The organism is Pristimantibacillus sp. PTI5 (assembly GCF_048572955.1).
In the GTDB taxonomy this organism is placed as follows: domain Bacteria; phylum Bacillota; class Bacilli; order Paenibacillales; family Paenibacillaceae; genus Pristimantibacillus.
Genome location: NZ_CP183886.1, coordinates 907,440 through 923,487 on the forward strand (window position 1 = coordinate 907,440; position 16,048 = coordinate 923,487).

11 protein-coding genes and 2 pseudogenes are annotated in these 16,048 nt (G+C 44.7%); 4 read left to right on the forward strand and 9 right to left on the reverse strand.

Features of this window, described 5'->3' with window-relative positions; genetic code table 11:
* Window positions 1–25 precede the first annotated feature (25 nt).
* The 4 genes from ACN6MW_RS04345 to ACN6MW_RS04360 all read right to left on the reverse strand — a co-directional run bounded on the left by ACN6MW_RS04345 (window position 26) and on the right by ACN6MW_RS04360 (window position 6,307).
* The gene (locus ACN6MW_RS04345) at window positions 26–1,888 is read right to left on the reverse strand and encodes an ABC transporter ATP-binding protein (protein ID WP_419874379.1); all 1,863 of its coding nucleotides are present in this window, start codon (window positions 1,886–1,888) and stop codon (window positions 26–28) included.
* On the reverse strand, window positions 1,881–3,611 hold the full coding sequence (locus tag ACN6MW_RS04350) for an ABC transporter ATP-binding protein (protein WP_419874380.1): 1,731 nt from the start codon (window positions 3,609–3,611) through the stop codon (window positions 1,881–1,883). Before ACN6MW_RS04350 ends, ACN6MW_RS04345 begins: the two co-directional genes overlap by 8 nt.
* Before the next feature lie 176 nt (window positions 3,612–3,787).
* Window positions 3,788–4,708, reverse strand: coding sequence for an ArsR/SmtB family transcription factor (locus ACN6MW_RS04355; RefSeq protein ID WP_364147196.1), 921 nt, complete (start codon window positions 4,706–4,708; stop codon window positions 3,788–3,790).
* 87 nt (window positions 4,709–4,795) lie between these two features.
* Window positions 4,796–6,307 (reverse strand): alpha-N-arabinofuranosidase, encoded by a 1,512-nt coding sequence (locus ACN6MW_RS04360; RefSeq protein ID WP_419874381.1) that lies wholly within the window; start codon window positions 6,305–6,307, stop codon window positions 4,796–4,798.
* 320 nt (window positions 6,308–6,627) lie between these two features.
* On the opposite strand from ACN6MW_RS04360, the gene ACN6MW_RS04365 reads away from it, so the two are divergent.
* Window positions 6,628–7,536, forward strand: coding sequence for a sensor domain-containing diguanylate cyclase (locus tag ACN6MW_RS04365; protein ID WP_419874382.1), 909 nt, complete (start codon window positions 6,628–6,630; stop codon window positions 7,534–7,536).
* A 116-nt stretch (window positions 7,537–7,652) separates the two neighbouring features.
* On the opposite strand, the gene ACN6MW_RS04370 is transcribed toward ACN6MW_RS04365, so the two are convergent.
* Complete coding sequence (locus tag ACN6MW_RS04370; protein ID WP_419874383.1) at window positions 7,653–8,396, reverse strand: YceI family protein; 744 nt, start codon at window positions 8,394–8,396, stop codon at window positions 7,653–7,655.
* Window positions 8,397–8,620: 224 nt separating this feature from the next.
* Between ACN6MW_RS04370 and ACN6MW_RS04375 the strand changes: the two genes are divergently transcribed.
* The gene (locus tag ACN6MW_RS04375; RefSeq protein ID WP_364147186.1) at window positions 8,621–10,072 is read left to right on the forward strand and encodes a SpoVR family protein; all 1,452 of its coding nucleotides are present in this window, start codon (window positions 8,621–8,623) and stop codon (window positions 10,070–10,072) included.
* 102 nt (window positions 10,073–10,174) lie between these two features.
* On the opposite strand, the gene ACN6MW_RS04380 is transcribed toward ACN6MW_RS04375, so the two are convergent.
* Window positions 10,175–10,741: a Uma2 family endonuclease gene (locus tag ACN6MW_RS04380; protein WP_419874384.1), complete on the reverse strand. Its 567-nt coding sequence runs from the start codon at window positions 10,739–10,741 to the stop codon at window positions 10,175–10,177.
* Between the two features lie 155 nt (window positions 10,742–10,896).
* Between ACN6MW_RS04380 and ACN6MW_RS04385 the strand changes: the two are divergent.
* Window positions 10,897–11,076: pseudogene (locus ACN6MW_RS04385) on the forward strand (SpoVR family protein); the annotation flags it as partial.
* 737 nt (window positions 11,077–11,813) lie between these two features.
* Here ACN6MW_RS04385 and ACN6MW_RS04390 read toward each other — a convergent pair.
* Together ACN6MW_RS04390 and ACN6MW_RS04395 are read right to left on the reverse strand one after the other, a co-directional pair.
* A complete protein-coding gene (locus ACN6MW_RS04390) occupies window positions 11,814–12,545 on the reverse strand; it encodes a hypothetical protein (protein WP_419874385.1) in 732 nt (243 codons plus the stop codon).
* Entirely contained in the window at window positions 12,542–13,726 is a 1,185-nt protein-coding gene (locus ACN6MW_RS04395; RefSeq protein WP_419874386.1) for an AAA family ATPase, read from the reverse strand. The genes ACN6MW_RS04390 and ACN6MW_RS04395 overlap by 4 nt, the downstream gene beginning before the upstream one ends.
* Window positions 13,727–13,900: 174 nt before the next feature.
* On the opposite strand from ACN6MW_RS04395, the pseudogene ACN6MW_RS04400 reads away from it, so the two are divergent.
* Window positions 13,901–14,542, forward strand: a pseudogene (locus ACN6MW_RS04400) (SpoVR family protein); the annotation flags it as partial.
* A gap of 103 nt (window positions 14,543–14,645) precedes the next feature.
* On the opposite strand, the gene ACN6MW_RS04405 reads toward ACN6MW_RS04400, so the two are convergent.
* Complete coding sequence (locus tag ACN6MW_RS04405; RefSeq protein ID WP_419874387.1) at window positions 14,646–15,908, reverse strand: erythromycin esterase family protein; 1,263 nt, start codon at window positions 15,906–15,908, stop codon at window positions 14,646–14,648.
* Window positions 15,909–16,048 lie beyond the last annotated feature (140 nt).

Sequence of the window (16,048 nt, forward strand, 5' to 3'; positions counted from 1 at the left end):
ACTTTGTACGGCGGCTGCAAGAAGGTTAGCTCGTTTCGTTCAACATGCCATTCTTCAGCTGTCCGTTAACCAACGAGCTATAGAAGCCTTGTCGAGCCAAAAGCTGTGAATGAGATCCTTTTTCGATAATGGCACCATCCTGAAGGACAACAATTTGATCCGCTTGCTGGATCGTATTTAATCGATGGGCGATCACAAAGCTCGTTCGGCCTTGCATCAGACGCTGCAGCGCCTCTTGGATTTTAATTTCCGTAACGGTATCGATACTGCTTGTCGCTTCGTCAAGCACGAGAATGGAAGGATTGGCAAGGATGGCTCTGGCTATCGCAAGAAGCTGCTTCTGTCCTTGGCTGATCCCGCTGCCATCCGATTTAAGCACAGTGCTAAAACCGGATTTCAAACGGGTAATAAACGAATGGGCATTGGCAAGCTTCGCAGCTTGCTCAACCTCTGCATCCGTCGCGTCGAGCTTGCCGTACCGGATATTCTCATGTATCGTACCTTCGAACAAAAAAGGATCCTGCAGCACAAAAGCCATATGCGAGCGCAGATTATCACGCTTGATCGTTCGGGTATCGTGGCCATCGATCAAGATCCGGCCTGAGCTTGGATCATAAAACCGGCATAAAAGCTGGATTAACGTCGTTTTGCCCGCTCCGGTAGGACCTACTAGCGCGATGGTCTCTCCCGGGGTCAATTCAAAGCTTACGTCGCTAATCGTTGATGCCCGTCCTTCGTAAGCGAACGTTACCCGGTCAAAAATAACGCTCCCCTTTACTACTGCCAGCTCCTTAGCAGCGCCCTCGTCCGCCCGTTCCTCCTCTTCGCTTAGCACATCAAACACCCGCTCCGCGCCGGCAACGGCGGACAACAGCGTGTTCCACTGGTTAGCGAGATCATTAAGCGGCCTCGTAAACTGCCGTGAATACTCCGCGAATATAATAATGGTACCTACCGTGATTTGATCATTCAATACAAAAACCGCGCCGATTCCGGCAATAATGGCAAAGCTCAGGTTGTTGAGCGCATTCATCAGCTTGGGAATGAAGCCGGAAATGGCCTGCGCCCAGAAGCCAGAAACGCGAATTCGCTCGTTGCGTGCCTTGAAGGCGGCTATGACCGTGCGTTCTTGGGAAAAGGCCTTCACGATGCGCTGTCCAGACAGCGTCTCTTCAATATAACCGTTCAAATCGCCAAGATTGCGCTGCTGGGCTTTAAACAGCCGCCCCGTTTGCTTCGTTATCCATTTCATTCCCAGCACCATGAGGGGCACAACAAGAAACGTCAACAAGGTCAAAAGCGGGCTAAGCGAGAGCATGACGCTCACCGTGCCAATAAGCAGAAGCATGCTGGAGAACACTTGGATAACCGAGCTGTTTAAGGATGCGCTGACATTTTCAATGTCGTTTGTCACCCGGCTCATCAGCTCGCCATGCTGGCGTTTGCTGAAATAGGGGATCGGCAGCTTGTGCAGGTGCTCAAACAATTGAACGCGCATACGGTATACGGTTTTTTGCGAGATCGCAATCATCCATATGCTCTGTAACCACATTGTCAAAGAATGAAACACATAAACAATAGCCATTCCAATAAGAAACACCACAAAACCGCTGTCCCGGTTGATTAAAAAATGATCGATTGCCGTGCCCGCCAAATAAGGACCGAGCAAGGATAAGGCGGAGCTTAGCACTACCATGATGATGACAGCTGCAAGTTTCCCTTTATATTCAAAGAGATAATTCCACATTTTCTTCAGCGTGCCGGACATGTTCTTCGCCCGCGGCTTGCTTCTGGCATGGCCGCCTCCGGCCATCCGGTCTTTTGATTCCGCCATCTTGCCGTCAAACGGTTTAGCATATTGAAAAGGTTCTTTTAATCGTTTAAGCACGGGATACACCTTCCTTCCCGAACTGTGATTCATAAATTTTCTGATACAAAGGCGACCCTTGGATAAGCTGCTCATGCTTACCCTGTGCCAAAAGCAGCCCTTCGTCTAGAAGCAGAATGGAGTCTGCCGACCGCGTAGAGCTGATTTTTTGCGTAATGAGGAATGTGGTGCATTTGATATGCTTAAGCGCTTGCAGAAGAGCCGACTCGGTCTGGACATCCAGCGCGCTCGTACTATCGTCCAATAGCAAAATAACCGGCTTCCTTACCAGTGCTCTCGCAATCGTAAGACGCTGCTTCTGTCCGCCTGACAGGTTGACGCCCTTCTGGCCCACAATCGTATCGTATTGCTCCGGAAGCTTCATTATCGTGTCATGGATTTGCGCAAGCTTCGCTGCTTCTATAATTTCATCAAGGGTAGCGTCTTCTTTACCCCAGCGTATATTCTCTTCCACCGAGCCCGTGAACAGCATAATTTCCTGCGGTACGTATCCAATCTGCTTGCGGAGATGCTCGAGCTTCATTAAGCGATTATCTTTGCCATCCACGCTTATTTCTCCCGACTGCACATCGTACAAACGCGGGATCAGCTGGAGGAGAGAGGTTTTTCCCGATCCGGTTGCGCCCATTATGGCAATCGTCTCGCCTGGTTTTGCCGAGAAGGATATATGCTGCAGCACATGCTGATCTGAATCCGGATATTCAAAAGATACGTCCTTAAACGAAACATGCCCCTCGCGCAGCTTTAAGCCTTCGTCGCTTTCCGCCGAGTCGGTCAAGTCAATATTCGTGAGCAAGACTTCTTCTATTCTTTGAGCCGATGCGCGCGCTCTTGAGAAGTTCACCACGATCATGGACATAATGGATAACGCCGCCGTCGTTCTTGTCGCATAATTGACGATTGCGATAACTTCTCCGACCGTTGCACCGTTTGTTTCAAGCTCTATTCTGCCAAACCAAAGGACAGCCATGACGCTCGCATTCATAAAAAGAAGAACGATAGGCATCGTAGCTTCCGTAAGGCGAAGCGCTGCAACGGTCCGGTCCATCAACAGGCCGCTTGAACGCGCAAACCGTGATGATTCATGCCCCATTCGAACGAATACGCGGACAATTCTCATTCCGATCAAATTTTGCTGCATGACGCTGTTCACCTGATCGAGCTGCTGCTGTACGGAGCGAAATAATTTCTCGCCCTTCTTAAGCACCCAAAGCAGAAAAATTCCAAGAAACGGTATAACGGCGACAAGCCAAATCGCAAGCTTAGGCTGGACGACAAAAGCCATCACAATGCTTCCGATAACGAGCAGCGGAGCGCGTAGCATAATACGCAAACCCATAAAGACCGTATTTTGCAGCTGCGAAACATCGTTTGTGAGTCGTGTAATAAGCGATGATTCCGGAAAAAGGTTAAAATTTGCGAACGAGAATGATTGTACCTTTTCGTATAAACGTTCCCTTAAATCATAACCAAAGCTTTGGCTGACGTGAGAAGCATAGAAGGAGCTGAGTATCCCTGCTGCAAATGCAATAACAGAGCAGCCGATCAAGAAGCCGCCCCACTGCAGCACGACCGCCAGATTATCCTTGCCGATCCCGTCATCAATGATTTTGGAAATAATATAAGGCTGAAGCAGCTCCACCATAAGCTCTACCAGCATTAGCAGCAGAGCCACATAAACAGCTAAACGGTACTTTTTTAGAAAAGCGAACATGGTCAGCATCTTTGATCCTCCGGGTAATCATGGCATTATCTAGCTATTACACCCATTATATCTTCTAGATATTAGAAATGGCATATCGGAAAATAAAATAAACGGCGGAGTCCGTGCATTTGATAACGCGGAGGCGTAAGGAGGGGAGCGCGGGTGAAGCGCGGCTTCAAAGCAGTTAGACTGCTTTAAACGCCGCGCACATCCTCGTAAAAGACCCGAAACATAATGTCGTGATTGTAATTGCCGAAGCCTTTTCCGTACAAGGTTAAACCGCCGACATGTACGGCATCCTCTTTCACGCCTATACGGAATGTCCAAAAATTGCGTTCAAGCCCAATTTCCCCGATGCTAATGGACGACATATGCTGTCCGTCGATCAAGGTGCCGTTCTCTTGTATGCGTATCACCTTAAGCAAGCCGTATTGATTGACGCGGTCTCCCCACCAAGGAGGCGAGAAACGTCCTCTGACTTCGCCATAATCGCCCGGGCTCGTCCACATGCCTATGTCCTTGCCATTGAGTGAGAAATCAATGTCCGAAGGCCAGTTCTCGTTGACGCCCGGAGCTTCAGAGCCAAGCTCCAATGTAATTTCCAGCGCAATCGGACGCTGTCCAGCCAGCAGGTAATTCGGTACCTTGTATTCCACGTAGCCTTTGCCGAACCACAGAATGCCGGCATTCATTCTCTCCGGCTCCAAGAAGAAGCGCGGATCGTCAAATTGGCCGATCAGCTTGTCTACCGTCGCGATGCCGCAGGTCGGAAACACCTCGAACTCCGTAAAATGTCCAACAGGCACGCTTACATCATGCACCTTTTTCACATCCAGCGTAGGATGCGGAAGTTCAATCGCAATGGAACGTTCCGCGAGGGTGCATATTTTGTGAGTACCTCCCTGTTTACGTACCATTTTGGTCTGAACGATTCCTGCCTTTTCCAGCTTTCGGATATGCATCGTGACAATCGCGCTGCTCAGGCCAATGGCCTCGGCCAGCTCCTTGACGTTCATCATATCCGTTGCAAGCAGATTAATAATGGAAAGCCTTACCGGACTGGCTAATGCTTCATATAAAGGCAGCCATTCCTCGTTTGTATTGGCATGTATCATCGTTGACCCCTCCTCTCTCTATTCTATAATAAGAGAAGGGCATCCCAAAAGCCGTATTATCGGCTTCCGGATACCCCGTTCTTTTTTTTATGAAAGCTTAATGCGGATAACGTTCCACGATGCTTTGCCAAGCGTCGCTTGAATTTTTCCGCCGTCAGCAAGCGAAGCATTCCCTGCTGTATGCGGCTCTACGCGGTTAGGCGCATCTGCCGTGTTTGTCATTTTCAGATCCTCATGCTCAAGCACGATATGCTCGATAATCCGGAAAGCGCCGAAGCTGCGAAGATCGATTTCGAAAGGCAGCGCTTCGTCGATATTGCGGTTAACCGCAAAAATCGTCACTTCCTCTTTCTCTTCGTTATGCACGGCTACCGTCTCCAGGTAAGGAACATCCGTGAAATCCTTTGTATCATGCTTAGGCGATTTCACAAGCGGCACAAGAACCGTTCCACGGCCGAAAATGCTTGCGTGCATGTACGGATAATAGATCGTTTGCTTCCAAGCAGGACCGCCGTTTTGCGTCATGATCGGAGCAATAACATTAACCAGCTGCGCGATACAAGCCATTTTCACGCGGTCAGCACGCTTCAGCATGCTGATCAGCATACAGCCAACCACAAGCGCATCCTCATGATTATACACATCTTCAAGCTGCGGAGGAGCAATTTGCCAAGGATCAAGTTTTTTATCCTGTGAATGGGAGTGGAACCATACATTCCATTCATCGAAGGACAGATTGATTTTTTTCTTGCCGCGTTTCTTCGCTTGCACAAAATCACAGGTTGAGATTACCGTGTTAATGTAAGAGTCCATGCTCATGGATTGCGCAAGGAAGTTTTGCGTATCGTTATGCGGGTTACCGTAATACTGATGAATAGACACATAATCTACAGTATCATAAGCCAGATCAAGCACCGTAGATTCCCATTCCGGGAATGTAGGCATACCGATATGAGAGCTTCCGCATGCGATCAGCTCGATGGTCGGATCGACCCAACGCATCGCTTTACCTGTTTCGTTAGCAAGACGGCCATATTCTACCGACGTTTTATGGCCAATTTGCCACGGTCCGTCCATTTCGTTGCCCAGACACCAGGTTTTTACGTTATGCGGGTCCTTGTAACCATGCTGGATACGCAGATCGCTCCAATAGGAGCCTGACTTATGATTGGAATACTCAATCAAGTTACGCGCGTCATCAATGCCGCGAGTACCCAGATTAACGGCCATCATAGCATCAGTATTCGCCTTTTTGCACCAATCCATAAACTCATTGAAGCCGATCCAGTTCGGCTCGACCGTTCTCCATGCCAGCTCAAGCCTTTTCGGGCGTTGGTCAACCGGGCCGACGCCATCCTCCCAATTGTAACCGGATACAAAATTGCCTCCAGGATAACGGACGATCGGAACGTCTAGCCCTTTTACAAGCTCGAGTACGTCGGAACGGAACCCCTGCTCGTCTGCTTGCGGATGGTCAGCCTCGTAAATGCCTCCATAAACCGCACGCCCCAGATGTTCTATGAATGAACCGTATATGCGTTTATCTACTTCTCCAACTTGGAAATCCTTATCCACGATCATTGTTGCTTTGTCTGCCATGATCATCCACCTCACATCAATTAATAGTTTCATTAATTAGTTAGTCAATCATTAATATGAATTCATAATATTATTTAACTACAGGTTCGTAATTAATTCAAGTATTAATTTTGGTGCATATGAATTTATATATATGTAAATTCAACTTTTGTAAACATTTGCTTTTATGAAAATTCTGATCACAAAGTATCACTCGGAAAAATATATAGTTCATTAATCCCATTTTTCATCATTTGTTCCTTGAGTTACTCCTCATTTTAGACTACTATGGAACTATTAGGTAAACCCTGGTTTCAACACTACGGCAGGAGTTGAGATACATGAGCAGTCCTTCACGCTCACTAGAAGATGCAGCCGACCATATCATCGACACCTTGAAGCACTTTCTACAAGTAGACACCCTATTCATCACAACTAACGATGGACAAGGCAGCAGAATCGTCCGGGCATTTAACCATCAAGAGAATTTGACGCAAAGCAATCCCATCCTGCCCTTGTTACAAAGCTACGGCAGCCTCATTGCGAAGCAATCCGTTCCCCTACTCATCATACCTAACACACTCGACGACGAGCGCACTGCCTCTTTACCGGCCACCCAGCAGTTTGGAAAAAGTTCGTTGGCCGGCATTTCTATAAAAACAGATGACGGCCAATCGATCGGCGCCATTTGCGCGTTAAACAGCGAGCCCATTCATTTAGATGAAAGGCAGCTCGGTTTCCTCGAATCCACGGCTGTTTTTGTTGCTTATATTTTGGAACTCGAAAATGCAAGCGTCACCGATAGCTTAACCGGATTATACAACCGGCGTTATTTGTCCCATTTGTACTTTAACGGCTCGGACAAGCAGTTCAGCGTAATGTTTATAGATATCGACGACTTTAAAGAGGTTAATGATTCTTTCGGACATGATTTCGGAGATCTGCTGCTGCTTCAAATCTCTGCAAGACTTAAACAGAACGTCCGTAAAACCGATATTCTCGTAAGGTACGGCGGAGATGAATTCGTTATTTGCTTTCAGCATTTGGTCGAAAATCAGGATATCGAATTCGTAGCCGGCAAAATAAAGGATTCGTTCAAAGAGCCTTTTACAATTAGCGGACAAACCATCCGTATTTCCGCAAGCATTGGCATCAGTTCCATGCAGGGGACAACCAACAGCCTAAAAGACCTAATCAGCGACGCCGACCAGGCGATGTACGACATAAAACTAAATGAAAAAAACCTTTGAAAAACCAGCCTCGCTCGGAGATGTTACCCCAAGCTGGCGGTTCTGCAAAGGTTTTTTATTTTATAGACATATGTTCAGATTGCTTAGCAATGAGCCTTTTGTTTCAGAAAACTGTTTTATTTGTTAAGTAAAAGCCTTAGCTCGACGGTTAGATTATTTTCCGTTTCCATAACGACCGTATGCGGATTTTTCATGCCAAAATCACCAAAGGTCACGACTGTGCTTGCTTCAAGCTTCAATGAGTCTTGATCGTATGTTGTTTTACCCGTAAATGCAACTTCCTTCGTAATTCCCTTAACCGTAAGCTCTCCTGTAATACTTACATCGTAGACCTCGCCGGATTTCCATGCTGTCGGCAATCCCTCAAAGGAGGTTGCCTTAAATTCAGCATTCGGAAATTGGGTTGTATCTAAGTATTCCGCCTCCGAAATATGCTTGTCCCGCTGCGCATTTCCAGAATCCATACTCATCACGTCTACGGTACCTTCTGCTTTCGTTTGAGCAGGATCGGAGGAATTCAGCTCCCATGAGCCCGTTACCTTATTAATCTCGTAATTGACGGTATCCCTAGAGGTTGTTACCGAGAAATAAACCTTTGAATCGCTGCCGATCGTCCATGTCCCGTCTACGTCTGCTGCGTCACCTGAGTCCTCCGCGCCGTTATCTGCCGATGTCGCCGTGTTGTCTGCATTTCCTGCATTTCCGGATATGACCCCACTGTTGTCTTCTGCAGGAGCTTCCGCAATGACACTTTCGATTTCTACATGATTGCCGGTTAACCGATCATAAACATAATAGAGAACACCACCAATCACGATAATCATTATAGCTGCCAGCATGGCTATCTTTTTGTTTTTCATCTCGTTCCCTCCTGGATTTTTTCGCGGATGGCGTCTGTGCTCAAGCTCATTCGCACATTCACACTACGCATTGTAATGTAAGTATCTGAGAGCAATCTGAAACAAACCTTAAAATAACATGAAAAAATTTACAGTTAAACCGTTTAAGCTGCCATCGTCATAACCTTGGCCATTCTTTCATAAACATGGTATGAATCGTATTTACGAGTGCGGAGGGATGACGGATGAAACAGGATGAGATTCGCGCGCTGGAGCGATCCATCGATGAAATAACCGAAATAGCGCAAGGGTTTGGGCTCGACTTTTACCAGATGCGCTACGAGATTTGTCCTGCGGATATCATTTATACGTTTGGCGCATACGGCATGCCGACCCGTTTCAGCCACTGGAGCTTCGGCAAAACCTTCAACAAAATGAAGATGCAATACGACTTTGGCTTAAGCAAAATCTATGAGCTCGTCATCAACTCCAATCCCTGCTACGCCTTCCTTCTCGACGGCAACTCCTTAATCCAAAACAAACTCATCGTCGCGCATGTGCTCGCCCACTGCGATTTTTTCAAGAACAATGCCCGCTTCGGCGTGACCAACCGCAATATGGTCGAGAGCATGTCCGCTACCGCTGAGCGTATCCAACAATATGAAATGGATTACGGTACCGAAGCCGTCGAGAAATTTATCGATGCGATCCTTGCGATTCAAGAGCATGTCGACCCGACGCTTATTAAGCCATACCAGCTTGATAAGAAGCGCTACATTGAGATGGTTCAGAAGGACAGCGAGCGTTCTGAGTGGAACATTCCTGCTTCCCAGTATGACGACCTATGGAATCTCGATCCCGATCGAACGGCTGCCGCCGCTTCTGCCGCTCAATCCCAGGCCGCCGATGCCAAACGATTCCCGCCGCGGCCGGAGAAGGATGTCGTCTGGTTCATCGAGGAGTATTCACCGGCGCTTCAAGACTGGCAGCGCGATATTTTGTCCATGCTGCGCGACGAGATGCTCTATTTCTGGCCGCAAATCGAGACTAAAATCATGAACGAAGGCTGGGCTTCCTACTGGCATCAGCGCATCATCCGCGAGCTCGATCTGACGAGCGACGAGACGATCGAGTTTGCCAAGCTGAACTCCTCCGTCGTCCAGCCGTCCCGGCACAGCCTGAATCCTTACTATTTGGGGCTCAAAATTTTCGAGGATATCGAGCGGCGCTTCGATAACCCAACCCCGGAAGAACAAAGGCGTTTTGGCCGCGTTCCCGGGAAGGGCAGGGAGAAAATGTTCGAGGTGCGCGAGCTGGATTCCGACATCTCCTTCCTCCGCAATTATTTGACGAAGGACTTAGTGAACGACCTCGATCTCTATATTTTCGAGAAAAAGGGGCCGGAATGGAAGATTACCGATAAGTCTTGGGAGAACATTCGCGATCAGCTCGTCTATTCCAAAGTTAACGGCGGTTTTCCAAGCTTAATGGTTAAGGATGGGGACTTCAACCGTGTTGGTGAGCTCTACCTGATCCATGAATACGAGGGCATGGAGCTTGATCTCAAATATGTGGAGCGTACGCTGCCGCATGTCGTTCAGCTTTGGGGGAAAAACGTGCATTTGGAGACATTCGTTGAAGATAAAAAGATCGTGTTTAGCTGCGATGGGAAGAAAACGAGCCGGAAGTTTGTATAAATCATTTCTAGATGTTGATTTCATCGGTTAATTAGCTGAATGATCATAAACAGGGTGCTCCTATAGGGCACCCTATTTTATTTCACATGTTGATTGTATTTGTTATTCCAGACTGAAAAGCCTGTTCATGGGTACTTGCAATTCTTTAAATACGATCGATTGTATCGTTTCCTGCTCCGTATACAAATGACGTACCTGGTAACTGCCATCCTGCACTGCATACACATGAACCGTTCGATTGCCAGGATCGACAATCCAATATTCCTGAACCCCATACTTCTGATATAAGTTGAACTTCTCATTAAAGTCCTTTAGTGCAGTTGATGGTGACAGCACTTCAATGATTATGGTCGGCGCACCGTGACAGCCATTCTTGGATATCTGGTCCTTCGAGCAAACGACCGAAAGATCGGGCTGTGTAACGTGATCAGGTGAATGATAATCTTCACTCTCGCTGAAGAACACATCAAATGGAGCAACGAACACATAGCAGCTCCGATTCTGAAAGAATGTCCTCAGAGCGAAATGAAGCTCACCAACAATAAATTGATGCAACGAGGTCGGAGCCGGCGACATATTATAGGCTTTGCCGTTAATTAACTCCCACGTTCCGTCCCAGGTCAGCCAATCTTGATAGGTGTGGTTTTTCTTCTCATCCGGATTTGACATGATGTTCGACCTCCTTCTGATTTTACGTATCATATTAATGTAATTGTAACATGATCAAGCGGATCGTTGCTATTTTTACTCATTCATTATCATCAGTATTACCCGATTATTACAGGGTTTCACCTAACCCACAAATTCTGATAGGGGACCCAACAATGAAAACCTCGGGTATGAAGACAATGGAATATACTATTGATGAAATTACGGAAATCACTATTGGATTTGGGCTTGACTTCTACTCCATACGATATAAAATTTGCCCGTCAGATATCATTTATACCTTTAGTGCTTATGGCATGCCTAACAGCTTCAACCATCGAAGCTTCGGGAAAGAGAATGGTCTGATGAACAAAAAAGAAGCTGCGATAGTCACATAAAAGCAACACCCAGCTTCACAAAAGATATTATATAAATTATGCAGTTTTACAATATCTACAGAAAAAAAGACTTGCTAATATTTGATACCTATTTAAATGCTGGTCAAGGGCACTATGCTATTGCCTAGGAATTAAACGAAGAAGTAATCCCTTCAAGACACATTAAGGTATGATCTATTCGGCTCTGTTAAACTGATGCTGACCAGCTTTGCCTATAAGGGAACATTTATATGGAATCGTACAGATTCCAGTAATAAAAATGAAAATTGAAAGAGAATAAATCATGATTGATGATTGTCTACCTGACATAATCGATAAAGATATCTGGATAAAGTGTTAACCAAAATAAATAAGCATAGCAATTCTTCGCGAGCACAATCAAGCACCCATCTGCTGAGAGGCTGTTGAAATGAATAACTGCTGTTCAGCAAATTAGCGCTACCGTGTTTACCGCTATTCCACAAACAAAAACAAGGGAACATGTACCAATAAGCGATACAAGAGAAATCAGAATAAATATATACGTTACTATCTATCAAAATTAATAGATGTCGACAGATATATAATTTCGAAACGTATAACTAAATGAAAATAAGAAATTAATGAATTCTTTGAAATATTCAGATCATTGATATGTATAACTCCCATAAATCAGAAGGTTAGGGATTGAATCTTTATTAGTATCTACCTTATTCTTAATTATTTTGATTAGCTTCTTCTCCAGTCGCAACATGTAATCTAGATTTAATTAATTCTGATATTCCCCTAATGAATAAAATGAATTCTTTAAAAGATTTAATATGATCTGTCGTTTCTACACGGTGAATTAATTCCTCAAGATAATAAGGAGGTTGAACAGCCCTCGTCCCACTTCCTTTAGAGTAATTAAGATTTCTTTCTTTTAACATCTTGTTCAGGTAATACTCATGATATTGTGCTTTTGTAGTCTTCTGAGTAACGTTTTTATCTCTATCCATTAACTCTGGATCATCAGAAAGGACCCTATAATGCTGATTGCATAACATAAATTCATTTGTACTTGGATGTCTTGGAAAAATTCTCATATTCCCTAGACACCATGTTTCGATACATCTGTTTTGAATGATTATCTGGATATTCAATCCATCCAGATTACCAATCTCATTTATTACATCATAAACTTCTTTTCTTCTTTCCTCAACTTCTAATTCATCCGCATCTACCGCGATTATGAAATAATCAAATTTATTGATTTCTTTGATATCACTAACCGCATTTGGAATGTCATTTAAAACACTAGGGTATCCTTCAGAGCTAAATAAATAGTAATTATTTGATTGAACTGCTTGGGGAGAATTGACTCTTTTGATCTCAGGTAATAAATGATTCAACCAAGCAGGGTATATTGTTTTTTCTGATTTACCTTCAACTAACATATAAAAGTTCAATAATCTTCACGCCCTTCTGAAAAGGCTGTTAGATTAAGAAGTTGTTTGAACGCCTCATGTTTAGATTTACCAAGATCATAAAAAGAACAGTCTCTAACAATAACTTTATTCCCTTCTCTACTAACTATCTTCCAATAATCCATCGAGATTTTATTAATTATATACGGATGATGACTAGTTAGGATAAATTGCATGCCTGAATCATTGATAGTATTTAAAGTAAGGATATCAATACAATTAACACCTAAACTATTTTCAAATTCATCAATTATGATGACACTGTTATTAGGAGTTAGATATATATACGCTAAGTACAATAATGACTTTAACATCCCCGACGACATATCTCTAAATGAAATCCATTCACTCCCAAATTCTTTAATTTGTAATTCATAGTTTTCATCATCATTATCTGCACCATGCCTAAAAAATCTAATGTCTTCCACTCTATTAAATATCCCTATATAATCTTCCTTAATTCTTTCAAAGAATTCTGGGAATATTTCGTAAACAACGGTTAATTTAGCCATTATTGGTGCATTTATTTCTTTAACTGTTTCCAAAGCTTTTTGCTTTGTATTATTATCATATTTATCCAATTCTTTGATTTCCGTTTTCTTCAAGTTAAGTTTTAATCCGAAGCTTTCTCTTTTATCAACTTCAAAATCAAAAAAGTATAGTTGTTGAAAAGCTTTTTTTACTGGTATTAGCAATTCATCTTCAGAAAAAATACTTATACAACTTTTAGTAGGTGAAACCTTAGGAACTTTTTCGCCCTCATACTGGACTTCAGAGTTAATACGATTAAATATTACTGTCTCTACTGTTTTTTCAAGGTTAAACTTCACTAATCTTTCGAAAGTAATTATTGGCTTATTAATTGTTTCAGCATCAGATAATTCATCAGACAAATAATAAACTGACTCTTCTGGTTTTTCTGTTTCTCCAGACCATTTATAGAAATTACCACCTTCAAAAAACTCCAAAGACCATTTGAATAAATCCGCACGCTTATTTATTGATTTATCTAGAGCTAATCGACGTAAATTATTGAGTGCTTTTAAAATTTTTGTTTTACCAACTCCAGAAGCTCCTACTAACAGAGTAAGTTCATCAAACTCAATTTTCGGAAGATTCCATACTGTATTTTTTTCCAAAAACTCAAGAGATATAACCTTCAATTCATCACAACCCATGTATTTATTTGGTTAAAAACTGCTCTTCAATTATACTAAATGTTCCAGATAAAGAATAGATAATATATTACCGTAGACCGACTTATTAAGTCGTAAACCAGAAATATTTATTGTGTCATTTCATTTTAACGTGCAGATTCAACTCAAAAAGCACCTTAGCTCAACGAAGGCTGGGCTTCCTACTGGCATCAGCGCATCATCCGCGAGCTCGATCTGACGAGCGACGAGACGATCGAGTTTGCCAAGCTAAACTCCTCCGTCGTCCAGCCGTCCCGGCACAGCCTGAATCCTTACTATTTGGGGCTCAAAATTTTCGAGGATATCGAGCGGCGCTTCGATAACCCAACCCCGGAAGAACAAAGGCGTTTTGGCCGCGTTCCCGGGAAGGGCAGGGAGAAAATGTTCGAGGTGCGCGAGCTGGATTCCGACATCTCCTTCCTCCGCAATTATTTGACGAAGGACTTAGTGAACGACCTCGATCTCTATATTTTCGAGAAAAAGGGGCCGGAATGGAAGATTACCGATAAGTCTTGGGAGAACATTCGCGATCAGCTCGTCTATTCCAAAGTTAACGGCGGTTTTCCAGGCTTAATGGTTAAGGATGGGGACTTCAACCGTGTTGGTGAGCTCTACCTGATCCATGAATACGAGGGCATGGAGCTTGATCTCAAATATGTGGAGCGTACGCTGCCGCATGTCGTTCAGCTTTGGGGGAAAAACGTGCATTTGGAGACATTCGTTGAAGATAAAAAGATCGTATTTAGCTGCGATGGGAAGAAAACGAGCCGGAAGTTTGTATAAATCATTTCTAGATGTTGATTTCATCGGTTAATTAGCTGAATGATCATAAACAGGGTGCTCCTATAGGGCACCCTGTTTCGCTTATCTCAGAATCTTTACGGTTTTAATAGTGATAAATCTCCTGCTTTAGAGGAGAGAGGGCATGCGATTCGTCCACATAAACAAATGCATCATATCGCTCGGCCATCTTCGACGGGACATAATTTCCGCGTTCGCGCCTAGGATTGTATACGACACCGATAGCCCGATGCCCCAGCGGCTCATCGAATAACGCAAGGTTATGGTCAAACACCAGAAGCTTGTCGTAGGCCCCTGCCTTATGCAGCAAATCTTCCCAGCTGCCCTGCTGAGCCTCCGGTACGTTCATCGTTTTTATTTCTCCGCCCCAATGGTCGGCTGCAATCACGGTTCCGCGGTGCGTGCCGAATCCCACAATATAGATCCGATCATCGCCGTACTGCTCACGGAGCAATTGGCCGACGTTCACCATCCCGTCGGCTTTCATATCCGTGGCTCTAGCATCGCCAACATGCGTATTGTGTTCCCACACAATGACTTTGGCATCCTTTCCATGAAAGGCTTTAATGCGATTAAGCGCCTCCACCATATGCCGGTCCCGAACGTTCCAGGAATCCGGTCCGCCTTGAACCATGGAATGGTAATACCGTTCAGCATTCACCGCAACCAAGGCATTCAATTCATCGCTCAGAGCCGATTCATCTTCTCCCCTGCTTAGCTGTCTTTTGGCCTGAAGCTCTTTCAAAAGATGAACCACCTCCTCCTCGCAGCCTTCAGATAAGAAAGCTGCCGAAACCCCGTACTTTTGCGGATCGCGGTTGTGTGGATCAAAACATTCAAACGCCCTTTGCGCCGCTTCCAATTCCGGTGATCCCGTTCTCTTCAGATGGCTGAGTATTTCATCCATGGACTCCCATAGACTGTATACATCAATCCCATAAAAGCCAATCTTTTTTTCATCCGATCGAGTCTTGTTAAAATCATACAGCCATTCCGTCAAATCCATCACTTCGTTATTCGCCCACATCCACGTCGGCCAGCGATTGAAATCACGAAGGGCTTCTCTAGCGTTTGCGTCAGCGTCCGGGTATTGCTTAATGTAACGGTTCAACGTGTAACAAGAGGGCCAGTCCCCTTCCACGGCAATGAAGGAGAAGCCTTTTTCCAGGATCAAACGTTTCGATAATTCCGCACGCAGCGTATAAAATTCGGAGGTGCCGTGCGAGGCTTCTCCCAGCAGCACAAAATCAGCATCTCCGACCGCTTGAACGATCACGTCCAGATCATCCGCGCTTTCGAGCTTTACCGACCGGCTTTTTATTTCTTCCAATATTTTCTCGCCATTCACTTGCGTTCATCCTCCTACTCTTTTAATTCAGCAACCGCCTTGCTTTCCGCTATAGCCTTGCCTTGAAGATCCTATATTATGTGGCAGGGATAGATGATGCCTGACCGAATTCGGGTTTAAAATACGATAGAAGCGTTTAT